Origin of the sequence: Haloarcula sp. R1-2 (assembly GCF_011627385.1) — an archaeon.
Taxonomy (GTDB): domain Archaea; phylum Halobacteriota; class Halobacteria; order Halobacteriales; family Haloarculaceae; genus Haloarcula; species Haloarcula marismortui.
Genome location: NZ_JAANTG010000003.1, coordinates 113236 through 140059 on the forward strand (window position 1 = coordinate 113236; position 26824 = coordinate 140059).

17 protein-coding genes are annotated in these 26824 nt (G+C 58.0%); 8 read left to right on the forward strand and 9 right to left on the reverse strand.

Annotation, left to right across the window (positions count from 1 at the left end; all coding sequences use genetic code 11):
* Positions 1 to 24 precede the first annotated feature (24 nt).
* Both G9C82_RS14645 and G9C82_RS14650 read left to right on the forward strand, forming a co-directional pair.
* Entirely contained in the window at positions 25 to 870 is an 846-nt protein-coding gene (locus G9C82_RS14645) for a ParA family protein (protein ID WP_004965622.1), read from the forward strand.
* Complete coding sequence (locus G9C82_RS14650; protein WP_004965623.1) at positions 867 to 1247, forward strand: hypothetical protein; 381 nt, start codon at positions 867 to 869, stop codon at positions 1245 to 1247. The genes G9C82_RS14645 and G9C82_RS14650 overlap by 4 nt, the downstream gene beginning before the upstream one ends.
* 530 nt (positions 1248 to 1777) lie before the next feature.
* Here G9C82_RS14650 and G9C82_RS14655 read toward each other — a convergent pair.
* Together G9C82_RS14655 and G9C82_RS14660 are read right to left on the reverse strand one after the other, a co-directional pair.
* Entirely contained in the window at positions 1778 to 2848 is a 1071-nt protein-coding gene (locus G9C82_RS14655) for an NAD(P)/FAD-dependent oxidoreductase (RefSeq protein WP_127014506.1), read from the reverse strand.
* Positions 2849 to 4022: 1174 nt separating this feature from the next.
* Complete coding sequence (locus G9C82_RS14660; RefSeq protein ID WP_174790004.1) at positions 4023 to 4817, reverse strand: IclR family transcriptional regulator; 795 nt, start codon at positions 4815 to 4817, stop codon at positions 4023 to 4025.
* 369 nt (positions 4818 to 5186) lie between these two features.
* Between G9C82_RS14660 and nhaC the strand changes: the two genes are divergently transcribed.
* Positions 5187 to 6653, forward strand: a complete 1467-nt coding sequence (gene nhaC, locus G9C82_RS14665; RefSeq protein WP_004965630.1) for a Na+/H+ antiporter NhaC — start codon at positions 5187 to 5189, stop codon at positions 6651 to 6653.
* 760 nt (positions 6654 to 7413) lie between these two features.
* On the opposite strand, the gene G9C82_RS14670 is transcribed toward nhaC, so the two are convergent.
* Positions 7414 to 7818 (reverse strand): DUF4864 domain-containing protein, encoded by a 405-nt coding sequence (locus G9C82_RS14670; protein ID WP_007190236.1) that lies wholly within the window; start codon positions 7816 to 7818, stop codon positions 7414 to 7416.
* Between the two features lie 129 nt (positions 7819 to 7947).
* Here G9C82_RS14670 and G9C82_RS14675 point away from each other — a divergent pair, with 129 nt between their 5' ends.
* A complete protein-coding gene (locus G9C82_RS14675; protein WP_127014508.1) occupies positions 7948 to 8508 on the forward strand; it encodes a PAS domain-containing protein in 561 nt (186 codons plus the stop codon).
* A 45-nt stretch (positions 8509 to 8553) separates the two neighbouring features.
* On the opposite strand, the gene G9C82_RS14680 is transcribed toward G9C82_RS14675, so the two are convergent.
* The 5 genes from G9C82_RS14680 to G9C82_RS14700 form a co-directional block, all read right to left on the reverse strand.
* Entirely contained in the window at positions 8554 to 9546 is a 993-nt protein-coding gene (locus G9C82_RS14680; protein ID WP_127014509.1) for a DUF3592 domain-containing protein, read from the reverse strand.
* A gap of 102 nt (positions 9547 to 9648) precedes the next feature.
* A complete protein-coding gene (locus tag G9C82_RS14685) occupies positions 9649 to 11277 on the reverse strand; it encodes a hydantoinase B/oxoprolinase family protein (RefSeq protein ID WP_127014510.1) in 1629 nt (542 codons plus the stop codon).
* Entirely contained in the window at positions 11274 to 13268 is a 1995-nt protein-coding gene (locus G9C82_RS14690) for a hydantoinase/oxoprolinase family protein (RefSeq protein ID WP_127014511.1), read from the reverse strand. The genes G9C82_RS14685 and G9C82_RS14690 overlap by 4 nt, the downstream gene beginning before the upstream one ends.
* The gene (locus tag G9C82_RS14695) at positions 13269 to 14477 is read right to left on the reverse strand and encodes an Nramp family divalent metal transporter (RefSeq protein ID WP_004965643.1); all 1209 of its coding nucleotides are present in this window, start codon (positions 14475 to 14477) and stop codon (positions 13269 to 13271) included.
* Between the two features lie 181 nt (positions 14478 to 14658).
* Positions 14659 to 15204, reverse strand: a complete 546-nt coding sequence (locus tag G9C82_RS14700; protein ID WP_004965646.1) for a ribbon-helix-helix protein, CopG family — start codon at positions 15202 to 15204, stop codon at positions 14659 to 14661.
* Positions 15205 to 15544: 340 nt separating this feature from the next.
* Here G9C82_RS14700 and G9C82_RS14705 point away from each other — a divergent pair, with 340 nt between their 5' ends.
* The 3 genes from G9C82_RS14705 to gdhB all read left to right on the forward strand — a co-directional run bounded on the left by G9C82_RS14705 (position 15545) and on the right by gdhB (position 19979).
* The gene (locus G9C82_RS14705; protein ID WP_127014512.1) at positions 15545 to 18412 is read left to right on the forward strand and encodes a bacterio-opsin activator domain-containing protein; all 2868 of its coding nucleotides are present in this window, start codon (positions 15545 to 15547) and stop codon (positions 18410 to 18412) included.
* Between the two features lie 125 nt (positions 18413 to 18537).
* Entirely contained in the window at positions 18538 to 18681 is a 144-nt protein-coding gene (locus G9C82_RS14710; protein ID WP_007190230.1) for a rubrerythrin-like domain-containing protein, read from the forward strand.
* Between the two features lie 2 nt (positions 18682 to 18683).
* Positions 18684 to 19979: a glutamate dehydrogenase GdhB gene (gene gdhB / locus G9C82_RS14715; protein WP_121304356.1), complete on the forward strand. Its 1296-nt coding sequence runs from the start codon at positions 18684 to 18686 to the stop codon at positions 19977 to 19979.
* A gap of 72 nt (positions 19980 to 20051) precedes the next feature.
* Here the strand turns inward: gdhB and G9C82_RS14720 are convergent, their stop codons facing one another.
* The gene (locus G9C82_RS14720) at positions 20052 to 23951 is read right to left on the reverse strand and encodes a PAS domain S-box protein (protein WP_127014513.1); all 3900 of its coding nucleotides are present in this window, start codon (positions 23949 to 23951) and stop codon (positions 20052 to 20054) included.
* A 234-nt stretch (positions 23952 to 24185) separates the two neighbouring features.
* Between G9C82_RS14720 and G9C82_RS14725 the strand changes: the two genes are divergently transcribed.
* Positions 24186 to 26132 carry a response regulator gene (locus G9C82_RS14725; RefSeq protein WP_127014514.1) on the forward strand — a complete coding sequence of 649 codons (1947 nt, stop codon included), beginning with the start codon at positions 24186 to 24188 and terminating at the stop codon, positions 26130 to 26132.
* Positions 26133 to 26824 lie beyond the last annotated feature (692 nt).

Genomic DNA, 26824 nt, shown 5'->3' on the forward strand with positions numbered 1-26824 from the left:
TCTGTGCAGTGTATTCGGTAAGGTATGCTGACCTACACCGTGTACAGCGAGGCCGGCGGTGTCGGCAAGACAACGATGGCGGCGAATCTCGCTGTCGCCGACGCCCGTGCTGGTCACGACGTACTCGCAATCGATATGGACCCACAGGAGGGGAGCCTCTCATTCCTGTTTGACGTTGCGGACCACCGAACTGACTCAGAGGCCGATAGCCTAGTTCGGCATCTTGTCGAGCGGCCACGCGGTCCCTTCTCTGACCTCATTGAAACCTCAGAGGGTGTCGATGTCCTTCCCGCACACAATTCTCTGGAAGTGCTCTCGAAACACCTCCGGCGTCGCGAGGAGGAAGCAGCGGACTTCGGCGAGAACTGGAACCCGAACGTCCAGCTCCTACGTGTGCTAAAAGACGCGGGCGTTCCGTCCGAGTATGACACCGTCATCATCGATCCACCGGCGACTGCGGACGTGAAACTGTACAACGCATTGCACGCGACGCGGAACCTCGTCATTCCGTTCGAGCCGAGTGGGAAGGGACAGCAGTCCGTTGCGGGACTTGCAGACCTCGTTACCGGCCTTGAAGACACGTTGGACATTAACGTGGGCGTGTTAGCTGCAGTACCGAACCGATTCAAAGGAACGAACGATCAAGAAGAGATGCTCAAACGACTCCAGGCGGAATCGTACGACATCCCGGTAGTGTTTCGTGAGCGAACGTCCTTGCTCGAAGGGTGTTGGCGCAAGCAGTGTTCGGCGTTCAAATATATCGAAGAACATCGGAGTCGGGAACGTGACTACGAAATCGAAACGCTGGAACAGTTCGAGGAATTGGCGGCACACCTCCGCCAGACCCGCGAACAGGAGGCAACAGCATGAAATCCGGCTCCGGCGACGATCCGTTTGCAGAGACGGACGCAGATCCAGAGCCAGAATCAGACGACCAGCAGGATGAGATGGCTGTCGAAACCGAGTCCACCGACGTAGAAGCTACGACCCAACCCGACATTCCATATAAATTCCGTCGTGACTCGGTCAAACAGGACCGCAAGCAGCGACCGATTTTCATCCGGCCCGAAGTTGCGGAACGCGAGTCCACGTTCCTCCGCAATCTGGAGGATGAAGTTGGAGAGGACGTGTACAAAACCGACGCGCTGGAGGCTGCCCTCGTCGTTGCCATGGACAACCCGGACCTTGTGGCAGAAGAGCTCCGTGAATGGGGGTACGACTGGGAGCAGTCAGCGGCTTCCCGATAAGATCTGCTTTGATTTTTGTTCGTAAGCACAATTGTCGACGAAGCCTTGTCTTTGCGCCTTACTTGTCGCTCCGTTTGATGTGCCCCTAGCCCTGACTCGGTAGGCTATCGAACAAAACTGGAACTGATAGTTGTGTTAGCTGACTATTCCTGTTCGCTGGTCTCCCTGACTACCTGATACAGCTACAATAGCTAGCTATACTATCTAGATATGTTGACTAGCTATTTTGATTAGCTATACTTTATGGCTATAAAAGACAGTCGGGCCTAATGGCTGAAGGCCCTCGTTAGCCTTTGTAGGTGTTGCGGCGAGCTGATACGAATAATCTCTATCCGAGCCACTCAACCACTCAGACGGTTGCCGTCGCCGGGATATGAAGCAGGTTGCGTCAGGTGCGAAACCAAGAGCAGAGCTATCCGCTGGGGGTACTCATCCATAGAGTAACCAATGATGTGACGACCCCAGTATCAACCGCTCCTGACCGACCACCCGTCTCAGGCCAACTGAGTGTCTAACATTGACTTGCGGGGTTAAATGAAGATTCGAACAGCACTCAGAATATCTGTCGGCTGCTGGGGCTCGAAACTCTCCTGATACCCAATATCAGACTTTGCCAGACGAGCTATTCCGTCCAACCCGATGGTGTGATGGACGGGCGAGACCACACCAGTGACAGCTTTCGTCCAGAAGTTCTGGCACAACAACCTGCGTGTATACGACTCCCCCTGCACAAAGGACCTCACCGCAGCTTGGCCGGACTGTGCCGCATGTACCATTCCAAAGCCCGTCAGGCGGTTCGCCAGTCCGATTGCATCGCCCGCGATATGTACTGTACAGTCGTTTAGCTCGTACGAGCAGTCTGAGAGACTTCGTAGGCCGTTTGAAACGTCGGTTCCGCTGTACAGGGTCTCACGTTCCGGGGGCTCAATGTCGACTTCTGCAAGCAACTGTCGCATATCCTCATACAGTTCGGCAGGAGACTTGTCCTCCTGGCAACCAAGCCCGACAGTTGCTTCGTCTGGCGATTGTGGCACGATCCAGAGGAAGTAATTCTCGTACGCAAGTGCTCTTGGTTCTGGATACAGGTGTGAGAAGTCGGCTTCTATCCTCCCGCTCAGCGTCGGACACGCCACGTCATATGACAGGGACGTGAACCGCCTTGAGATCGGGAACTGCCCGGTGGCATCAATTAGCAGATCTGATTCCGCAGACAGCTTCCGAAACTCCGCTTCGTCAACTTCTGCGTCCGCTATAATCTCTGTTTCTTCGAGCGTGCTTGCCCAGTGTTTCTCTAACTCCCCTCTATTCAGTATTACACCATCAGGGACATTTATCGCAGTCTTCCCGTCGGAACCGACAAATATCCCGGTTGTAGCTTCCCTGACGTAGCCCGGAACGTGCCGATCTAGTGGCAATTGTGAGTAGTCCCAGACCATCTCTCCCCAGGCGCCTCTTCGGTCACCGCTGTATGTGCCCTTATCGTAGAGATGTACGTCTGATGTAACCTCTTCTGTCAGTTGCGCTGCTGCTAATCCGGCGAAGCCCCCGCCGACAATAGAAACCCTCATATTGTCCACTTTGGCGGTAGCTATTTCAAACATACCCTATTGCCCGCATGTCTTTCGCGCCGGTTTCCGAACGCCGTGAACGGCTACGCTGTCCGTTGAACGGGGTATTCGCCTGCTATCCTGCTTTGGCGGCACTGTTTGCATCTTAGAACTCCAGAGCCGATGTCTACCAGAATGGCTGCTATGGTGGATGAGGTGGGACCCGATGACCGAGGTCTAACAAACCATGTGACAAGCGTAGTGCCGGATCGTGTTGGCAATTCAGTCACGTCTTCACCTGCAGGATATCGGACCGGAAACTTAGCAGCATCTGCCCGGAAAAACGCATACAGATCGAGTAGCTAACTCATGAATAGGGAAGCTTGGTTATTCACTGACAGTATTATAATTGAAGAGCCAACTGTCTACCTATTTCAGAAATACGATGACCAAATATGCGATATTCGTTAGTAAGACACCACCATATGACCGTAGATGAGAAAATGTAATGTTAAAACTTATATCCGTTGTCTAGAGTGTAGCAGTGGACATTGAAATGCCGCGAGGATATCGAATTGCTATCTTCGCATTCAAATTATACCGTGCGGGAGTATAACGAATGTACCACTGTTATTGTCTTGCGGACGTGCTAATCTGTTGCTTCCGAATACCTAGTTCCCACTAGAGTCACGTTCCTTCGATGTAATCACTGGAACCGACTGAGAGGCCGGAAGCGTGGTTGTTGACGAACGGCACAGAAGCGACTGGTATGGTGTATGAGTGGTATCTGCGCAATCAGGTTGTGACTGGCTGATCCGGTGGATTGGAGACAACCTATCGACGATACTATCGAGCAGGGAACCGATCACACTCTGCTCACTCTTGTATATTGACTATACCGAACAGAATCTCGGTTACTCTGGTTCCTGACGCGCTGGCCGGTGCGTGGCTGAGGCCTACGGACAGAGCGCAGAGGGTATGTTGTTGTCGTCAGGAGTATTCCCCGCGCTAGCAAGCAAGTCCGATTCGGAATTAACGAACATAGCTAAAATTCAAGTCGCTCGAAGGGGTTTCAGGGGGATTCACAGCACTCGCCACGACCGGTTGACTCAGGTAGAGGGCGTCTGAAACGCGACTCCACATCGGTGAGTCGCCGGTGCTGTCTCTGGGACATATACCTGTAACAACGCTCTGCAGAAGTGCCCATAGTATTTGAGATATGTGAATACTACTCACCGCTGGCGGCTGCGGACTCCAAATTGATCTCGATGATGTTTGCTGCCTCCATTACCAATTCTGGAAGGTCATTGTAGAGGTAGTCACCGGAGAGCCGCGTTTTCGGTGCGGTCACACTGATTGCTCCACAGACCGTACCGTCCACGTCTTGAATCGGAGCGCCTACAGACCGCATGCCCCGAATTTCCTCCTCATCGTTTACCGCGTACCCCCGCGCTCGAATTTCTTCGAGTTCTTCCCGTAGCTCGTCGGGGTCAGTGATTGTCTGCTCTGTCTGCTGAACAAGTCCTTCGGTAGCCACTGTTTCAGTGACCCGATCGTCATCGAAATATGCCAGCAGCGCTTTTCCGGTCGCAGTACAGTGGAGGTACTGTGGGGATTCCCTGGTTCGCCGTTGATAATCCACAGCGACAGTTTCGCCCCCATTATGCTCGTACAGCGTCACCTCCCTGCTCCGGTACGCAACTGTGAGATGGACCCATTCGTTTGTCTCTTCGGCTAGGCGATTTACTTCCTCTTTTCCGAGCTGATAGAGGTCGATCCGATTCCGAACGCTTTCACCGAGTGGTATGAACCGCAGCCCCAACCGATATACCCCGTCTGACTTATCGATAAAGCCCTCAGCAACGAGTGTCTGTAGGTGCGTATGTAGTGTACTTTTGGCAACATCTATATTCCCACAGAGATCGGAAAGCGACGCCTCAGACTGTGACTGAAGTTCACGCAGGACCTCACTGGCAGTCTGCATTGACTTGATTCGTCGGGTTGGTGGCTCGCGTTCAGTCATGTGCTGATTCTCGTTTATCATGGTTATATGATTTTGGTATATCGAATGCACAGTCTGTTGCTGTAGCCCTCTTCGTCTAAGATATATGCGCCAGATTGGGATGGTCCGCCTCAGTGGACTGGATCTCGAAGCACAATCCAATCCGAACCGGATATATCGACTGTCAGCAGCACTCCCTACATGAACTTTTATTAATGATGATGTCGATGGAGCAAACGACATGCGCTGTTGCCATAGTCGGTGTAGTCGCCAAACTGGCCGTATAGCGACTGAAAAGCCGATACGGACCTCATCGGCAGGAACAGATTTTGATGCAGATACAGCATTGCGCAACGAGCGGAATGGCGATACGTAACCGAATCAATAAGAATGAGTTCTGAATTCGACATCAAGCTGTACGACGACATTGACCCCGAAGACCGACCCTCTCTGGTAGAGGCGCTGATACCGATTATTGGGATGCTAACCGCACTGGGTATCGGGATTGGAATTTACGGGCTTGACCCGCAGTTCCCCCTCCTCTGGGGGATTGCCTTCACTGGCCTGTTCAGTTACTTCCGATTCGACATCTCCTGGGACGAGATGTACTCCGGGATCACACACACGTTGCTGATGGGCATTCAGGTCGTGTTCATCCTGTTTATTGTCTATGCGCTCATCTCGACCTGGATACAGGCCGGAACGATTCCGACGCTCATGTACTACGGCCTTGACCTGCTGCACCCGATAGTGTTCCTCCCGCTCACAGCGATCATTACTGCGGCGATAACGTTTGCTATCGGGTCATCGTGGACCGCGGCGGGGACGCTCGGCGTTGCCTTCATCGGAATCGGTTCTGGACTTGGACTCCCTGAACCGATGACTGCAGGGGCAATCCTCACCGGCGCATACACGGGTGACAAGCAGTCACCGCTCTCGGACACGACAAACCTCGCTTCGGCGGTGACGAACACTGATCTGTACGATCATATCAATGCGATGCGGGCAGGGACGTTCCTTGCCTTCTCCATCGCTGTCGTCCTATACGCCGGCCTCGGCATCCGCGCATCAGGGGCTATTCCTGTTGACCGGATCGCTGAGATCCAGACGGCGCTTACGGGCTCGTTCACGATCTCACCGCTTGCCTTCTTCCCGCTTCTCGTGACATTCGGACTGGCCATCTACGGCATCTCTGCAATTCCAGCTCTCGGTGCTGGTGTCTTTGCCGGCGCGATAACCTCGGCCGTGCTTCAGGGCAACTCGTTCACGTCGGTCTGGACCGTCGCACAGAGTGGGACAAGCCCGGAAACAGGGATGGAACTCGTAAACGGCCTCCTCGCAAGCGGTGGCATGGTTGGCGGTGCATGGGCCGTAACAATTGCCATCGCCGCACTCGCACTGGGTGGGCTGTTTGAGTGTACTGGAATTATCGCCGTTCTAGCCCATCACCTCGGCCAGCTCAGCAAGAGCGTTGGTAGTCTCACTGGTATTACGGTCCTGTCGTCAGTCTCGATGAACGTCCTTGCGGCAGAACAGTACATAAGTATCGTTGTTCCCGGCGTGACGCTGGGCAGTCTCTACGAGGAGAAGGGGCTCAAGACAGAGAACCTTTCGCGGGCGATTGAGTCCTCCGGGACCGTCACAAGTGCGCTCATTCCATGGAATAGCGGCGCAGTGTTCATGGCTGGCACGCTTGGTGTCAGCACGTTCCAGTATGCGCCGTATTACTTCCTGGGCTTCCTCTCGCCGCTCATCCTCATCCTCATGGGAGTTACCGGCTGGCAGATCACATACACTGAGGCTGAGGCTGACGACCATATGACGAGTAACGTGGCTGCACCGGCAGATAGTGACTGATCACACTATTCGAAGAGTGAGCATGTGAGAACCCAGATCCTATCTGGAATACACAGTGCACCTCCGGTCTCGCAACCTGCTGCCTATTGGGTCGAGTGTAGCAGTGAGTGAAATACAGTAACTGACACAGCCTGACCGAAAAGGTTGGGAAAATTGAAAATATAGGTTTTGGTACTATATCTGATTAATTGGGAAATGCACTAAACACGCCTGCGACGTGTAGAATTAAGCGGCTATTCTTTGAAGATTAAAACCGCAGCATCTCACAATCTAGCGTCCTACTGCCAACTATTACGAGTTTTACGCTCAGTATGCCGATTTAAGCAACTCAATGGTATAATGCCACTAGGTATAGTGGAAAAGTAACGTTGTGAGCAAATCTGTATAAAAAGGGCACGAGGAGCGCTGAACGAACTGAATGACGCAATCTCATTCGGTGCTGATAGACCAGTTGAACTTGAGTTAGTGTCTCGTCGCGTTACGGGAGACGGCACAATGAACGGAACTGTTCTCCAAATAATAACATATCTTACTTATATTGGAATATTACACGACTACAGAATGGAACGTGCTGCTTGAAGGAGGCTGTGTTTTACTCGTGCCACTGCTTTGTGGCTGGCGGGTCGACACCTGTAAAGTGTTCGCCGCGTGAAAACGCCTGAAATAGGTGGCAGTAGCACTTGAATGGGCCGCACCGACAGTAGCTACTGCAACCCAGTTCACAACACGTTACCGGGCACTGGTTCAGTTGCTGCCCCGTTCAGACCACCACAACACGGTCGGTCTGCCAGCAGCCTCGAAACTCACCGACGGACTGCACTGACAGACCGAACTCGTACGTGGTTGTTCGGCCATCCGGCCCTGTCACCGTCACCCGCTGTTCAGCATAGTTCTCATCCCGCTCGACAGGGCCCCGCACAGCCTCCTCAAAGTCGATCATCGGCCGGTACTGTGGTGACTGGACCATGGCTATGAACCGGTCAAGCGGGCCAGTAGAGCGGCGGTTGGCCGGGGAGGCGAAGTTGTACGCCGTCATGATTCCCGCGTTGTCAAACGGGTCGTCATTTGTTTCCAGCGCGTCAAGCTGCAGGGAAATGGCGTCGCCGGGGCTGTACGTCTCACGAGGCGTCGGAAGGTCGGCCACCGGATATTCGCGTTCAGACATTGGTATCGTAGGGACGAGCGCGTACCTGCAACAGGTGCTGTATCAGCATGAATGGCACGCCTGAGCAGCCATAGGCCGGACATCGACGGGAGTTTGTGTTACCGCTAACTACAACAGCCAACTGCGAACATGGCCCCACTCAGGGACGCACTTATCGACTGTATGCTGCTAGATGAGGAGAGATTTCGCCGTCGGCTTCCAGACATTGTCGAAACACACAATCTCCAGAGTGTTGGCCTGGAACTCGCTGACGAGTCACCGACTGACACCCTCCAAGACCTCGATGGGTTCGAGCCCAGCTCTGTGACGGCGTTTGAGCGGGAACGCATCGCCAGAATGGTGCGACTCGGGACGGTCCCGCTGGGTCTGACGCTCACTGGCCCGGCGTATCAGGATAATCCAGTCCGATACGCGACACAGACGTTTCAGGAGATGACCGGGTACTCGCTAGCAGCGCTTCGCGGCGAGAACCTTCGATTGCTGCAGGGGCCAGCAACTGACGCCGATGCAATCGCAACGCTTCAGGAAGGGATCGATATCTGGGAACAGCGGACCGTCGAACTGTGGAACTACCGAGCGGACGGGACACGCTTCAGAAACCGAGTGACGATAGTGCCGCTTACCGGCCCCGATGGTTCCATCACGAACTGGCTCGGGGTGCAGAAAGCTATCGACACGCCGGACACCTGACTGCCGGTGGCACCGCTCAGAACGCGTCTCTGACCGGTTGGCCGGTCAGCTTGCGATGTAGAGGAGATGCACCAGCACAGCTGTCATCCCGGCAGCAATCATCAACGCCCATCCAGTCCGCCGGACACGCTGCCCGTATCCGCTCAAATCGCCGTCTTCGGTTCCAAGTATCGTGATGAGCCGACTCGGATGCCTGAATGGACTCGGCGGCTTCGGGTCTGGGAGTCGCCGCCGGAGTTGCTGGTACTGGGCGACTGACCAGACGCCGTACAGGCACAGTGAGAGGATCATCCCGACCCAGAAGCTGAACCCCGCGAGCATCGGGAGCCCGATCGGCCCCAGAAGTTCTGCCTGAATCTCCTGTGGCGGGCCTCCAAATTCACCGGGGGTGTTGAGAAGGCCGAACACCAGCGCGACCATCGAGAGCCAGAACCCGACGAAACAGACACCGAGTCCCTGTTTCGATAGCCGGTGGAGTGTCTCGCCGTGACTGTCAACCCACGTCTCTCGTGGCGCTGGCTGCCCCTCACTTGCCGGACGGAGCTCTTGCTGACCCGGGTTCTTCGCCCCCAGCCCGGCCAGTACCCCGATGACGGAGAGGAAACCACCGACTGCGATGGCTCGCAGTGGGAACGGCGTCCGCTCTCGAATCAGGAACGCGTCGTCCGGGTCGGCTGGTGAGACGTATGCGCGGGCCGTCGTTCCCGGCTCGTAGGACTCGACCACCGACTCTGCTTTCGACCGGTCGGAGTACGTCCGGATGCCCGTGCTCGGGAACACCTGCTCGCTGGTGTAGGTCTCCCCCTGATATTTGTACGTGTACTGAATTTCCGGTTCGTAATCGATTCCTCGCCCGCCGTCCATTCGATCGACACTGGAATCGGTGATGGTTGCCTGGACGGCAACGGCGTTGTCGACCGCCTGTGACTGCTGGACGTAGTCGTACCCGCCGAACCCGAGCAGACCGGTGGCAAGGAGCAGCAAAAGTGCGCTCTTCTGTGAAAGGTGGAGGGTCGTGATTCCGACCGGGACCTTCATATCAATACACAGTATTGTATCCCACTCGTATGAGCGTAGCGCTCGAAACACGCCACTCCACAGGCCGGTCGCGTTCTATCAGGGAGCAACCGAATCGAGACGCTACCCCTCGTCTGCCTTCCCATCGCGTCGGTCACGCTCTCTCGCTTCCGGGTCCCGCTCTGCTGGGTTGCCGTTTCCGCCGCCGCCGGGCGTTCGGACGGAGACGGTCGTCCCAGCCTCGACATCAATGGAGGCCTTGGCAGGGACTGGCTCGCCGTCGACCAGATTCTCCCCTGTTGTGCCGTCCTCGCCGCCAGCGATTCCAGCAGGGGCCGTCCGCCGGCGCTCCGTCAGCAGTGACACGGTGGCGTCGGTCTCGACGGTGACGGTGCGTTCGAGCCCCAGCCCGCCGCGGTATCGACCGTCGCCGCCGCTTGACGGACGCAACGCGTACCGCTCGACCCGGAGCGGATACTCTGTCTCCATCGCCTCGACGGGCGTATTGAGCGTGTTCGTCATGCCGACCTGCACGCCGTCCATCCCGTCTTTCTCGGGTCGGGCACCGAACCCGCCGCCGATGGTCTCGTAGTAAGTAAACTCACCAGTTCGGTCGCCGATAATGAGGTTGTTCATCGTTCCCTGTCCACCGGCGGGAACTCTGTCGGGGACTGCCCTGGCGAGCGCCGCCAGTGTGACGTCCATGACTCGCTGGCTCGTCTCGACGTTGCCACCGACAACTGCGGCTGGCGCATCCGGGTTGAGCACCGACCCCTCGGGTGCGGACACAGATACCGGCTCGTAACAGCCGTGGTTCGGCGGGATTTTCGGGTCGGTGATGGCTCGGACGACGAAGTAGACCGCGCTCTTTGCGACCGAGAGCGGCGCGTTCAGGTTGCCCGCCACCTGGTCGGCAGTCCCGGTGAAGTCGACAGCTATCGAGGCCCCATCGATGGTGACGGCCACGTCAATCGGGATGTCGGTATCGGTCACACCGTCACCTTCGAGGATATCCTTCGCGCGATACGTTCCGTCCGGGAGAGCATCGAGTTCAGCCTCGACCCGCTCGCGGGAGTACTCGATGACGGCATCGAACGCGTCGAGCAGGGTCGCCCCGTGTTCTTCGAGGAGTTCACCGATGCGTTCCTCGGCTCGTGCGTTGGCGGCGCGCTGGGCCCGGAGGTCCGCCTCGCGCTCGTCCGGCGTCCGGACGTTGGCACGGATGAGGTCGTGGACCGCCTCGTTGGGTTCCCCGCCGTCGACGAGCCGAACTGCCGGCAGTCGGAGTCCCTCCTCGTAAATCTCCTGTGCGCCCGGTGGCATACTCCCCGGCGAACTTCCGCCCACGTCGGCGTGATGAGCCCGCGAGACAGCGTATCCAATCACCTCGTCGTTTGGTGCGATCGTCGAGACGAGCGTGATGTCCGGAAGGTGCGTCCCGCCGGCGAACGGGTCGTTGACGATGAACACGTCGCCCGGTTTCGGGTCTTTTTCGAGGACAATATCCACCGCATCGGGCATCGCGCCGAGGTGGACCGGGATGTGTTCCGCCTGTGCGACCATCCGACCCGACGCGTCGAAGAGCGCCGTCGAACAGTCCTGTCGCTCCTTGATGTTCGGGGAGTACGCCCCGCGGATGAGCACGTGGCCCATCTCGGTTGCGACACTCTCCAGCTGGTTCCTGAGGATTTCCAGCGTTACAGGGTCGATTGTCTCCTGTCCGTCACTCGATGTCGTAGCTTCGTCGTTCATGTGTCGCTCACCGCCGCTGTCAGTGTCCCGTCATCGCCCACCTGGACGTTCCACGCCGGTGGGATGACGATTGTGCTCTCATCGCCCTCGACAATTGCGGGGCCGTCGATGCTATCCTGTGGTTGCAGTTTCGCTCGCTCGTAGACCGGGGCTTCGCGGACCTCGTCGGCGAACACCGCCTCCCGAGGGCCCTTCTGTGGGTCGCCTTCGGCAGTGTACTTGACCGGCGGCGCGCTCCGTTCGACGGTCGTCGTCACGCGACAGTTCACCAGGTCGACCGACTCGTCCGCTCGATAGCCGTAGGCAGACTCGTGGGCTTCGGCGAACCGCTCGCGGGCGTCCGCGGTGTCAAACGGTCGGTCGACATCCACGGTAAGCTCGAAACTCTGGCCGGCGTACCGGAAGTCGGCGGAGTACCGTACTGTCGCCGCCTCGCGGTCACTGACCTCAGCCAGCAGTTCTTCGGACAACTCCTCGTAGACTTTGTCAACATCCTCTGGGTCGACCGCGTCGAGTGACCGCTGATACGTCCGTACTGCGTCGCGCTTCTCGTCGGCCGCGAGCAGACCGTATGCCGACAGCACACCTGAGGCGCGTGGAATCACCACCCGGTCGATATCGAGGCTATCCGCGATGGATACCGCGTGCATCGGCCCGGCACCCCCGAACGCGGCGAGCTCGAACTTCCGCGGGTCGTACCCACGCTCGACGGTCACAGAACGGATGGCCCTGGTCATGTTCGCGTTTGCGACGCGGTAGACGCCACGGGCGGCTTCTACGGGCCCGTCGAAACCCGCCTCGTCGGCGAGATCTGCAAGCGCGTCGTAGGCCGCATCCGAATCGAGCGAGAGTTCGCCACCCAGACTCGTGCTCTCACCAATATAGCCCAGCACGAGATTCGCGTCGGTGACCGTCGGCTCAGTTCCGCCCTTCCCGTAACAGGCTGGACCGGGCGTCGCTCCGGCAGAGCGCGGTCCGATGCGGAGTGCGCCCCCGGCGTCGACCCAGGCGATGGACCCGCCACCTGCACCGACTGTTTCGACGTCGACCATCGGCGTCTTGATCGGCCGCTCGTTGATGACGCCCTCCGTCGTCCGTTCGGCTTCGCCATCGCGGACGAGACTCACGTCGCTGGAGGTCCCGCCCATATCGAACGTAACGAGCCCGTCCTGTTCGTCGGCCGCCATCGACCCTGCCCCAACGACCCCGGCGGCAGGGCCCGAGAGGACGGTCGTCACGGCGTTCCGCCTGACAGTGTCGGCATCGGTGATGCCGCCGTTGGCCTGCATAATTCGAGGCTGTGGGACTCCGAGTTCCCGCGCTCGGTCGGTGAGGCGACTGACGTAGTGGTCAATTGCCGGGCGTACGTATGCGTCGACGGCCGTCGTTGACGTTCGTTCGTACTCGCGGAACTCAGCGAGGACTTCGTGGGAGGCTGAGACGGGAACATCGAGTTCGTCGCGCAGGATTTCTGCCACCTGGCTTTCGTTTTCCGGGTGCGCGTATGCATGCAAGAGCGAGACGGCAACGGACTCGATATCTATTTCGCGCAACTGTTCGGCGATTGACCGCACTTCGTCCTCGTCGACGGGCTGTTCGACGCCGTCGGTGGTCGTCCGCTCGGACACTTCGAAGCGTCGGCGTCTCGGAACCAGCGGTGTTGGCTTTTCGGCGGATAGGTCGTACAGCGACGGACGGTCTTGGCGGCCGATTTCCAGAACATCCCGGAATCCATCGGTTGTGACGAGTGCCGTCTTTGCGCCGTTCTCTTCGAGGAGCGCGTTGACTGAGACGGTCATCGCATGAGAGAACTCGCTCACAGTCTCCGGGTCGATGTCGGCCGCATCACAGGCCTTCTCGATCCCGGCGATAACGCCCTCGCTCTGGTCTTCAGTGCTCGGGACTTTCGCGGTCACGAGTTCGCCGTCGAGCGACAGCGTCACATCGGTGAACGTTCCACCGACGTCGACGCCGATCCGCCGGTCTCCCATCTACAGCACCCCCGCGACGCTGAGCAGCGTCCGAACGCCGAGCCACACGACGATGAGCGTCACAATCGCGCCGAGGGCGTTCGCTATCGACCCGTTCGTGTACTCGCCGAGGAGGTCCCGCTGGTTCATCGCGTATATCAGGAATACCGCGACGATCGGCAATAAAATCCCGTTGACCACCTGTGCAAACACGATGATCTGGACGGGGCTGCCGCCCAGCAACACCGAAAGAACCCCGACACTGAGGATCGTCCCCCAGACCGCACGGAACTGTGTGCTCTGCATATCCGAATCCCAGCCGAGTGCACCTGTGGTCGCCCACGCGCCCGCGAGTGGTGCTGTCGTCGCGCTCGTGAACCCGGCGGCAAAGATGCCGATGCTGAAGAACAGTTCGGCGTACGGACCCGCGATGGGTCGCAGCTGTTCGGCCATCCGGCCGATATCGCTGATCTGGGTTCCTGGCTCGAACGCTGCAGCCGCGGTGACCATAATCGTAATCGTGATGACGCCGCCTGCGACGATCGAGAGCACCGTGTCGATGCGGGAGTGGCCGATATCGTCGGGACCGCTCCACCGCTCCTGGACGTTACTCGCATGCAGGAACAGGTTGTACCCGACGATGGTCGTTCCGATGAGGCCAGTGATGAGGTACAGCGACCCCGAGGGGATACCGGGGACGAACCCCATCGCAATCGCACCGGGATCGGGACCGATGAGGATCGCCGATGCTACGAACGAGAACGCCATCACGGCAACCAGACCAATGAGCGCTCGCTCGATCAGCTTGTAGCGCCCAGTGTAGAGCAGGAGTCCGGCCACGAGTCCCATCACGACCCCCCACACCGTCGAGTCGATACCAGTAATCGTCGCGAGCCCTGCGGCACCGCCGAGGATATTCCCGGCCTCGTAGGCGGCGGTCCCGACGCCGATCGCGCCGACAACGAGGAATATACTCACGTACTCGACGATCTGATTGTCGAACCGCTCTCGAAGTGCTTCGCCGAGCCCCTCCCCCGAGACAAGACCCAGTCGCGCACTCATTTCCTGGAGAACGATCGTTGCAACAATTGAGAAGACCATTGTCCACAGGAGTGCGTAGCCAAACTCCGCCCCGGTAACACTCGCAGTCGTGACCGTGCCTGGGCCGATGAACGCGGCGGCGACCATCGCTCCCGGGCCGACGGCTTTGAGTCGTTTTGTAATGCTCATGATTGTTGGTTTTGATAGCTACTGTCACGGTCCCAGCAGGTAATGAAAAACATTGTTAAGACCTGTGTGTGGCCGGAACATCGGTCGTATGAACCCTGTATCTGTGTCACCAAGTGTGTGAACTAGTAAGAACCCCCACACTCACCGATTTGAGTCTGTTTACGTCCCGTGCCGGGGGTATTCACGGTTCTCGCTCTCTCAGTAGAACTTTCGAAACACTCTCGTCGACTTCAATTTCGAACGGGAGGTCGGCGATGCTACCACGGATGAACCGAATCATCAACCACCGCACCGACTCGGATGGGAACACCACGTGGAAACTCCCTTTTTCGTCCCGCCGAACGGTCAGGAACCCACACAGCGAGAGCCATTCGAGAACATCTTCGAGCGAATCGAACCGCTCAGCGTATTCCTGAGCGTGGTACTGTGCCACCTGATCGATCATTTCGAGAACCTCCTCGTCCTGTTCTGCCGGATCGCTAAACTGACTCAGGAGTGCGTGAAGCAAGTCGACGTCCAGCAAGACGTGCTCGCCCGTCGAGAGCATCTCGTAGTACGTCTGGAGGTGGTCGCTGTCACTTGCGTGTGCCGAGTCGAAGTTTGCCGCGTAGAATGCGATTGCCTCGCGGATCAGCTGGCTCTGGCTTTCCCCAGTTCGGTCGGTCAGCCCCTCTAACGTCGCCTTGGTCTCCTCGTCGAGAGAGACGGTGACGCGGTCGGTTGGCATAGTGCCCCTCCTCACTGGATGGCCTTAATATCGTGTTGTTTGGTGACAGAGTGCTCTCAAGCATGGCAGCGAGACCAGTGTGTCTGCGGGATGTCCGTGATGTGTCTTCGTGAGGCCCAGCCGCCGGCCCATGGCGCTCACCCGAAATCAGCGCAGAAATAAGTAAATATTAAATCATTCACCAACAAATGAGTTCAGAAATCTGGTGTTTATTATTGAACCATTCATCCAGCACGCGGCAACTGAACCATACCTCTCCCGACAGGTGTCGACGTCCCGAACGAGCGGCCACGCTTAGCGCCACCGTTCATAGCGATAGCTTCGCGCCCGGGAGCAGCAGATGAGAGACGCCGGGAGTCCACTCGACACGGCTCAGGTTCTTGTTGTCGGTTCGATGACCTGGAGCGAGCCGTTCTCAGAAGCTCTCACAGCAAGCACCGAGGCCACTATCCGCACTGTTGAGACGACATCGGAAGCCCTCGATACCGTTCGGCAGCGCTCGGTCGATTGTCTCGTCACGGGAGCGTCACTCGATGACGAAAGTGGGATTGGGCTGGTCCGACAGCTCCGAGAGTCGGCTCCGGCCCTCCCAGTCGTTCTCGGGACCACGGATGGAAGCGAAGCCCTAGCGAGTGAGGCAATCGAGGCCGGCGTTTCCGACTACGTTCCCCTCACAGGAACGGACGGCCTGCGGATAGACGAGTTGATTGAGCGAACCGGGAAGGCGCTCCAGTCCGCTCGGCAAGCGATCACGCAGCGCGAACGGGCACGGCAGTTCGACGCCGTCTTTCACGACACACAGACGGCCACGTGGGTCCTCGATCCGGACGGCTCGCTCACCCGTGTGAATCAGACGGGACGAGCAATGCTTGATGCGGACGCAGACACGGTCATCGGTGACCTGTTCTGGACGCTGCCGTGGTGGTCACAGTCCGACGCGACAGAACGCGACATCCGGAACCTCGTCGCGGCCGCACGCGACGGGCAGTTCGGTAACGCAGTCGTTCACCGGCCGGCCACGGCTACGGATCGCGTTATCGAGCTTTCAGTCCGGCCGGTCGAGAACGACTTCGGCGAGGTCACCTCGATCGTGATTGAAGGGATCGACATCACGGAGCAGGTCACCCTCGACCGTGACCTCCGTCAATCTGAGGAACTCCACCGGGTCACGCTCAGCAATATGACCGACACCGTCCTCATGACGAACGAGGCCGGGGACTACACCTACGTCTGCCCGAACGTGCACTTCATTTTCGGCTACACCGACGAAGAGATCCGCCAGCAGGGAACGATCGACACACTCCTTGGTGAGGATCTGTTCGACCGAGCGGAACTCACCGAGAAGGGCGTTCTCAAAAATATCGAGTGTACCGTCACCGACAAAGCGGGTCACGAGCACACGTTGCTGGTCAACGTCCGCGAAGTCTCCATTCAGGACGGCACACTGCTGTATAGCTGTCGGGATATCACGAAACGGAAACGGCGTGAGGAAGCGTTGACGACGCTACAGGAGACCGCACGGGAGTTCCTCTACACGGAAACCAATCAGGAAATCGCCCAGCACATTGTCGATGACGTCCTCAGTGTGTTCGACGTTTCCGCGAGTGCCATCTATCTGCACGACGCCGAGACGAACGAACTCCGCCCGGTCGCACAGTCACAGGCGATGACCGAACACCACGGGCCGCTCCCGGCCGTCCGAACGAATGCCGACACACTTCCAAGCCACAGCTTCGTCAAGGATGAGACACTCGTGTTCGACGATGTCCACACGTCGGACCGACTGGAAAACCGGGCAACCGACCTCCGTAGTGTCATGTTCATTCCGCTCGGCAACCACGGCGTGTTCGTTGCTGGGTCGACGGCCGTCGGGGCGTTCGACGACGTGACACAGGAACTCACCGACCTGCTTGCCGCCACCGCCGAGGCTGCCCTCGACCGGGTCGCCCGGGAATCCCAGCTTCGGAAACAGGACCGCGAACTTCAGCGACAGAACGAGCAGCTGACTGCTCTGAATCAGATCAACAATACGATTCGGGAGATCGACCAGACGATTGTCAGCGCCGAAACGAAGGAAGAGATCACCCACACTGTCTGTGAACGGCTCACTGACACAGACCGATTCAAATTCGCGTGGATCGGGAGCGTCAACCCGGGCGGTACTACCGTCGAACCGCGAGCGTGGGCCGGCACCGAACAGGGGTATCTCGACAGTCAGTCAATCGCGGTCGCGGCCTCCGAAACCGACCCCGCGGGCCAGACGGCTGCGACCGGCGACGTGACGATGATATCCAACGTCGCCGCCGATCTTCGGAACGCGCCGTGGCGGTCGGACGCGCTCACGCGTGATTTCCTTTCTGTCCTGAGTATCCCGCTGGTGTACAACGACCTCAGGCACGGGATTCTCACCATCTATGCGGACACGAAAGACGCGTTCGATGAGACAACGCGCACAGTGTTACACGAACTCGGCGAGACGATCGCCTCGGCACTCAGCGGCATCGAACGGAAACACGCGCTGCTCACGACGTCGGTGGCCCGCGTCGAGTTCGTCATCGATGACGAGCGGTTCCTCCTGTCGCGACTCGCCCAGTCAACGGGATGTACTATTGCCTACGAAGGCGGCATCCAGCACGCACCGGCCGGTAACAGCGTGTTTGTGACGGTCGAAGACGCTGACGTGCAAGCGGTCGCGGCGGCTGCGGCTGACATGACGACGATCGACGACGTGACACAGATAAGTGACGACGACACTGACAGCGGCGTCCTGCGGCTGGAGCTGTCACAGCCGTTCCTCGCGCTGGAACTCGCCGACCACGGCGCTATCTTCCGGGAAGCGACCGCAGACCCGGAGGGAACGACACTCGTCGTCGATGTGCCCCAGAGCGTTGACGTTCGAAACATCGCACAGTTGGTCGACAGCACGTTCTCCGGCGTCAAACTCAAGCGCAAACAAACGCTTGAACGGGGTATCGAGCAGGACCGCAGTTCGGAGTTTCTCACGGACCTCACGGAGCGACAGCTCGAAGTGATTCAGACCGCCTACTACAGCGGCTACTTCGAGTCACCGCGCACAAACTCCGGTGAGGACATCGCATCGATGCTTGCGATTTCGCCACCAGCGTTCTATCAGCACGTGCGGACCGTCCAGCGGAAACTGTTCACAGCACTGTTCGAAGAACGGAGCGTTTCGGGCCGGGAGTCCTAGAGGGGTTCAATAATAAACAACCAACTCTACCCCTGCCCCTTTGTTTAACCTCTGAATATTCCTTTGATGTCCTTCTATTCCTTAATCGAGTACTGGCGGTCGGACACCGCCACTCGTGAATACATATGAGAGATGTAGAGCAAGACCACGGCGAGAAGACACCGTACGAGTGCTTTGCGTGTGGCAAAGTCATCACTGCAGTGAGCCAACCGGAGAACTGTCAGGACTGTGGCGGCGAAATGCGCAACCGACTGACACCACTTGAATAACGATGGGACCAGAACTGAGCTCCGCCTCTTCGTCGGACAATTCGTCGACGCCGTCCGAGCCCGAATCAGCGCTCGAAACAGCCCGTCTGCAGCTCCACCGGGCCGCGGACCACCTCGATATCGACCCGAACATCGTCGAACGACTCAATCATCCGCAAAACGTCCATGAGGTCACTGTCCCGATCGAGCGGGACGATGGCACAGTGGAAGTGTTCACCGGCTATCGAGCCCAGCACGATAGCGTCAGGGGACCGTACAAAGGCGGGCTTCGCTATCACCCCGACGTGACGAGGGACGAATGCGTCGGCCTCGGGATCTGGATGACCTGGAAATGTGCGGTGATGGATCTCCCCTTCGGCGGCGCAAAAGGGGGTATCGCGGTCAATCCGAAAACGCTGAGCCGAGACGAAAAAGAACGGCTCACTCGCCGGTTCGCACAGGAACTCCGTGCGGTCATCGGGCCAAACCGGGACATACCAGCCCCGGATATGGGAACAGACCCACAGACGATGGCCTGGCTGATGGACGCCTACTCCATGCAGGAGGGTGAGACGATACCGGGGGTCGTCACCGGTAAGCCACCGATTGTCGGTGGGAGTGAGGGGCGTGAAGACGCGCCCGGCCGGAGCGTCGCGATTATCACACAGCAGGTCTGTGAGTACTACGACCAGCCGCTGTCTGAGACCACGGTCGCAGTACAGGGCTACGGCAGTGTCGGTGCGAATGCAGCACGGTTGCTCGACGAACAGGGCGCGACTGTCGTCGCGATCAGCGACGTGAACGGGGCAATGTACGACCCCGCCGGTATCGATACGGCGACAGTGCCATCACACGACGAGGAACCGGAGGCGGTCACCGAGTACGCCGACACCGTGATTTCGAACGACGAACTGCTGACGCTGGATGTCGACGTCCTCATTCCGGCAGCGCTCGGGAACGTCATCACCGAGGCAAACGCGGACAACATCGCTGCGGAGTACGTCGTTGAAGGGGCGAACGGCCCGACTACGTCTACCGCTGATTCGATCCTCGCTGACCGGGACGTCGTCGTGATTCCGGACATTCTGGCGAACGCCGGCGGCGTCACGGTGAGCTACTTCGAGTGGCTACAGGACATCAACCGCCGGTCGTGGTCTCTCGAGCGAGTGAACGACGAACTCGACGAAGAGATGCGAGCGGCCTGGGACGCAGTCCGAACGGAGTTCGAAAACCGCGATATCACGTGGCGCGATGCGGCGTACATCGTCGCCCTGTCCCGCATCGCGGAGGCCCACGAAGCACGGGGGCTCTGGCCGTAACACTGGGTCCGCTAATTTCATACGGGGGCCACACCGTCAGTCGGGGGCGAGAAACCGCTACCGGCGCTTCCCTCAGTAGCAAAACTCGAACCGTGCCCCGCCAGCAGCCCCTTCCGTCACACGGACGGTCCAGCCGTGCGCTTTGGCGATGTCCTCTACGATCGAGAGCCCAAAGCCAGTGCCTCCCTTGGTAGACGTAACGCCGTGTTCCAGTACGTCCCCACGCTTTGCCGGGGGGATCCCATCGCCGTCGTCGGCGACGTAGAACCCCTCACCGCCGTCTAGCTGCCCGACGGTTACCGTGACGGCTTCCCCGCCATGCTCGATAGCGTTTCTGAAGAGGTTCTCGAACAGCTGCGTCAGCCGGCCGGCGTCACCAGCCACTGTCGGGACCGTCTCAGCAACCGTCAGCGTTGCTTCGACGGTGTCGACGTATCCCCAGGCCTCCGTCGTCACGGTCGCAAGGTCGATCTGTTTCGTATCCGTAACCGTGGTCTCACCACGCGCCAGCGTCAGGAGGTCGTCGATCAGCCGCTCCATGCGGTCATGTGCCGCCTCGATCCGGTCTACGTGACTGAGGTCGCCCGACTCCTCGATGATGTCGAGAAATCCGATGGCGATGGATAGCGGATTCCGGAGGTCGTGGGCGACGACACTGGCGAACTCATCGAGCCGCTCGTTCTGTCGCTGTAGTTCGGTTTCCCGGCTTGCGCGGGTGAATGCCGCCTCGACGGTCGCGCCCAGTATCTGGAACAGGTCTACGTCTGCTTCAGAGAAGATCTGTTCCTGTGGCGTTCCGACACCAATAAGCCCAAACTCTCCCAGTGGCACGAACAGGCCACTTCTGAGGCTCCTGTCAGCTTCGCCGACCGACGCCACGGACTGGATGTCGTCGTAGCGACGCATTTCTGACGCCGCAAACGCCTCCCAGGCAAGCGACTCATCGGACTGCAACCGTGGCAGTTCACCGAGCAGTTCGCTCGTGGCAGCACTCGCCGTCAGTGGAACAAGCTCGTCTGTCTGGTCGGCGTACTCCCAGATCCCGGTGAGTTCGAATCCGAGCGTCTCGACAGCAGCCTCGATAGCGATGTCGCCGATTTCCGCACTCGACTGTGCGGCACTGAGCCGCTGTGCTGTTTCCTGCAGTGAGCGGAGCTTCGACTCTAATTGCTTCTGTTCAGTGATATCCTCTAGAACAGCTAGTACGTTCGTTATTTCCCCGTCGGGAGCAGCGATCGGGGCAACCGACAGGAGCAGATCTAGTTCCTCACCGGCTTTCGTCTTCCGTCGAACCTCCTTGCCCCGAATCGGCTCGCCGCTCAATACGCGCTCTCGGTGGGATTCAAACTCAGCTTGCTGCTCGTCCGGGACAATCGGATTGAACTCGCCAAGCACCTCCGCCCGTGACCAGCCGAACATATTCTCGGCCCCGTCGTTCCAGCGGGTGACCGTTCCGTCCGTGTCGATTTCCATGACGGTGAGTGGCGTCGCCTCGATGAGTGATTCAAGTCGCTGGTTCGTCGTCTCAAGTTTACGTTCCCGCTCGACCTGTTCAGTTACGTTGCGGGCGATACCGACGATCCGGACGATCTCATCGCCGAGGATAACTGGCGCGAGGCTCGTGTCCCAGAACCGTGCGTCGTCAGCGATATCCAGTTCTTCCCGATACGAGATCGGCGCACGCTCCTCGACACAGCGCGTGTAGTTCGCCACGAGTTCAGCACCACGTTCATCACCGAAGATGTCTCGTGGCGTCCGTCCTCGAACGTCCTCGGTTGTGAGTCCTGTCTGTGACTCGTAGCCGGGGCTGAGTCGAGCAAACTCGAACGCTCGCTCGTCACCCGCCGTATCGACGTCAAGCATGAATATGGCGTCACCGGAACTGTTGAGCAGTGCCTCGTACTCTTCAGCAAGTTCCTGGTGCGCTCGTTCCCGGGCTTTCCGCTCCGTAATATCCTGAAAAACGCCTCGAAGAACGGGCTCATCGTCCTGTGGGTCGTCGACGCGTTCTCCCCACGCCCGAACGTCGCGCACGTCGCCGTCGGTCCGAACGATCCGGAGATCGATGTCATACGGTTCCCGGTCCGCAATCGTCTGTTCCACTGCCTTCGAAATCTTGTCTCTGTCGTCAGGATGATAAAAACCAAGCGCGTCATCAAGTGACGGCTCGTACTCGTCGGCAACACCGTGAATCCGACGGACGCCGTCAGACCAGTCGAGGCTGTCCGTGGCCGGGAAATACTCCCACACACCGATATCCGCGATGTTCTGCACCCGCTCGAACAGGAACTCCTGGCGCTTAAGATCGGTCTGGTCCTGCATCCGGGATATTTCGGCGCTTACAAGCTCTGAGAGTAGCTTCACAAACGTTCGCTCAAGCGCCCCGAAGGGTGCGACTCGTGTTGCCGGACTGGAAAAGTTGACTGTCCCGTACCGGACCCCATCGACGATGAGTGGCACGCCGATATACGATTCCAACTCCAACTCACGATACGCAGGGTGGGTCTCTTTCCCTTCAGTGACAGCGTCTGCGAACGAACAGACCGCATCTGTTCCGACCACCTCCGCGCAGTACGTCGATTCGAGGTCGAACTGGTCCCCGGATTCGATTTCCGCATCTGGGGCGTGTACTGCTCTGACTGTGTAATCGTCGCCCTGAACGTTTGAAACGATTCCGATGTCGAGCCCGAGTGTCTGACAGCCTAGATCGAGCAGTTCTTCGAGGCGCGTCTCGGCCGAGATATCACCCCTTGCCATGACGGTCTGGAGTTCCCGCAGTGCATCCCGCTCCTGCTCTAACTGTCGTTTCGCCCTGCTCTGTTCGGTAATGTCTCGGGCAACGACGAGCACCTGCCGGTCAGCGTTGCCCCGGAACGGTGTGACGCGGACATCTAACGTCCGCTTGCCGCCGTCGGTCGTCACATCGAGTTGCAGGTCCGTGTCGTACAATCCTGTCACGCCACCGTCGGTCTCGATATCATCGACCGTTGATTCGACCGCCGTTGTGAACCGCTCCGTATCGGATTTGGACATCCGGTCTCCAACGACCGCTTCCAGCTGTTGTCCCGTTATTTTGGTGGCTCTGTCTCCGCTAACCAGTCGTCTCGAAGCGGTGTTCGCGAACTCGATTGTCCCTTCGTCATCGAGAACGAACACAACGTCGTGGATATTTTCGAGGATGGCTTCACTGCGCTCTAACTCCAGTTCTCGTTCCCGCTCCGCCGTGGTCTCTTGTGAAAAGACGGTCAGACCGTCATCGTCGGGAAAGGCTCGTATTTCAACCCAGTAATCCAACGGCTCGCCAAGGTACTGTTCGAACGACACCGGGTCGCCGGTCTCCATTGCGGTTCGGTATTTCTCTTCGAGTTCCGTTCCAACTATGGAGGGAAACTCTTCCCAGATGACTGTACCGACGACAGCGTCGGGGTCGCGGTTGACGCGCTTTGCCATCTTCTCGTTTATATATTCGATACGCCATTCGTTGTCGACAGCATAAATCCCGTCAGTTGCCCGCTCAAGCGTTCGCTGGAAGCGGTCTGACAGTCGCTCGGCGGCCGCTTGCTTGCGAGCGGCCTCGGTGAGCGTCTGGATACGGTTCGCGAGCAACTCGAAACTGTTCTGACCTGCGTGGACCGGAACGTAATCGGAGACACCCGCCTGTGTCGCTTCGCTGGCGATTCGCTCGCTCCCCCGGCCAGTAAACAGGATCGTCGGTCGTTCGTCCTGTTCCGCTTGTAACCGGTCCAGAAGATCAATTCCTGTCCCGTCCGGCAACGAGTACGATGTGACCACACAATCGATAGCCGAAGTTGCAAGCAGGTCGAGAGCAGCCTCTATAGTCCCGACTGTTGTGACGTCAAAGTCAGATGAGATATTCCGGAGTTTCGTCTGCGCTAACTCAGCAAAGTCGCCATCGTCGTTTACATACAAAACGTGAATGGTATCGGGAGTCCCGTCACCGGCATAGGCCATTATTACAACTATGAATCGAGATTTTATGAATCAACCGCGCCAGTTTTTATATATGATATTCGGGTGCCCAATATAGCTCTGTACTGCCCGGTTTAGTTGGATATTCGGCGTCCAGCATGCCACCGGCTCATACCGCTACTGAGTCACACTATGACACCATCAAAGTATATAATCTGATACTTGGGTCAGCAAGTTTATCGTTCGAAGTTAGGTACATCCGATATTGTGTCAGAGATGACGAGTATCCTTGTGCTTCATATTGATGATGAACCCGATTTTCTGGACGTGGCATCGGAAATACTTGCACAGCAATCCGATCAACTCAAGATAATAACCGCAGCGAGTGCTGCTGAAGGGCTCGATAAACTTGCTACACGTTCTGTTGACTGTATTATCAGTGACTACCGGATGCCTGAGAAAGATGGTATCGAACTCCTCAGAGCTGTCCGTGCAGAGTACCCTGACCTACCGTTTATCCTCTTCACTGGGGAGGGGAGTGAAGCGGTCGCCAGCGACGCAATTGCCGCCGGTGCAACCGATTATCTCCGAAAAGGGCACGGAACGGAACGATACGCACTCCTCGCAAATCGTATCGAAAACGCCGTCGAACAGTACCGCACCAATCAGCGCGCTGCCGAACTTGAACGGGTTCGCGCGCTCGTCAGCAACATCGACCAGGCTCTCATCCGGGCGAGTTCGCTATCGGAAATCAAAACTCGGGTCTGTGAGATCATTAGCAACTCTGAACCCTACCGTTTCGCATGGATCGGCGAGCGTGACCCTGAGACAGACCGAATCGAGCCACAGGCCTGGGCCGGCGTCGAGGACGCGTATCTCGATACTATTGTTGTCACTGCGGATAACTCTCCGACTGGACAGGGTCCTGCAGGCACGGCCGTCCGCAAACGACGTATTGCGACGTCGCAGAACATTCAAGCTGACCCGGCGTTCGAGGTCTGGCGAGAGGAAGCACTCGACCGCGGCTATCGAAGCAGTGCTGCGGTTCCGCTAGAATACAATGACACGCTGTATGGTCTCCTGTGCGTCTATTCATCCCGTTCGTTTGCCTTTGCCGAGGACGAACAGGCATTACTCAGCGAACTCGGGAATAGCATCTCACACGCCATGCACTCGCTGAAGATCCGAGACGAACTGCGTGCAGAGCGGACATTTATCGATCAGGCGCTCGATTCGCTTGCCGACATATTCTACGTGCTCGATTCCGAAGGCAACGTCCAGCGCTGTAACGAACAATTCGAAAGGCTGGCCGGGTACGCCGACGAGGAGATATCTGATCTCGACGCACTCAGTCTTTTTGGGGAAGAAGAACGAGAGGGAGTCTCCGAGGCGATTGAGGAGGCGCTCACAACGGGGCAATCAACCATCGAAGCGGAGTTCCGTACCGCAGCGGGAAAGCGCGTTCCCCACGAGTTCACTGCTGACCGGCTAACTGATCAGGACGGTGACCTGATAGGGCTCGTCGGCACCGGTCGAGACATCTCCGAACGGACAAGACGTGAACGGGAACTGCAGGATCAAAAAGAACAGCTAGAGCAGTTTGCTGCAACTGTCAGCCACGACCTGCGGAACCCGTTAACGGTCATACAAGGTCGCCTGGCGCTCCTGCAGGCCGAACAGTCAAACGAGCATCTCGCTGTGATCGAGACAGCGACCGATCGGATGGAACGCATTGTCGAGGACCTCCTCTGGCTAGCGCGAGAGCAACAAGAAATCGGGTCACTGGAACCTGTCTCGATCGACACAGCCGCTGAGGCCGCGTGGAAGCTCGTCTCTGACCCTGCAGACGAAGCCGAACTGTACTGTGATTGCGGGGCCGATACCCAGCCACTGGTCAAAGCTGACACCGATCAGTTCCGGCATCTGCTCGAAAATCTGTTCAGGAACACGATTGACCACGCAGGACGGGATGTCACTGTCGTTGTGGGCGGGATTTTCGGTGACGCCACCGGATTCTACATCGAAGACGATGGCCCTGGAATCCCTGCCGAGGACCGCGAAAAGGTGTTCGAGGCTGGCTACTCGACTTCCGAATCAGGGACTGGGCTGGGTCTCAACATCGTCAAACGAGTCGCTGACGCCCATGGCTGGGATATCTGCGCAACTGAGAGTTCGATGGGTGGGACACGATTTGAGATAACGGGCCTCGAACTCGTGGAATAACTCACTATTTAGAACCGCACTGTTTCGAACCGGTCATCGGGCTTCCTGTGCGTTGGTGGATTCACCTCTACTGAGTTACTTACCCCCACCGAGCTGGCTACGATTTCCCACTTCTCTGCCACGTGCTGCTGGATTGAATTGCCCTTCCGTTACACATTCAGGGACTCGGAACTACAGGAACTAGTACAGATCCAACTGTCCGGTCATCGTCCACCTCGATGCCGCAATTGCGGACGCTCAGTGACCGCATAGCTAATAAAATGGCATAAAACGTCACAATCGTTATTTCGTACCAACTGTATGTTACTTAATGCGGTTCTGGTCCCCGCGCCACCTCCCCCCACTGAATCCGATCACGTTCATCAAGCGGTCCGGGTCCAGAACCCGTCGACGCGGATACCGACTCCGAATGGTGCGGTGCACACCACTCCCCCGGCTGCCCACCATTCCTGTGCTATTGCATGGGGTGTACTTCTCACGTTATCAGATGGAAACAACGCCAGTAAAAGTGAGCAGCTTGCAACCAAATCAACAGACGGCGTGGGGATATCATAAATACTTTATATACACTCGTATCCGAGCTAGGTGGGTTCTGTGCCCTGCCCAATCGCACTGGATTCACCCACACGATTGCTTTGGGCTGGAATCCGTCGTCGAAACCGACGACTTCCGATGGGACGTTGCACCCCATC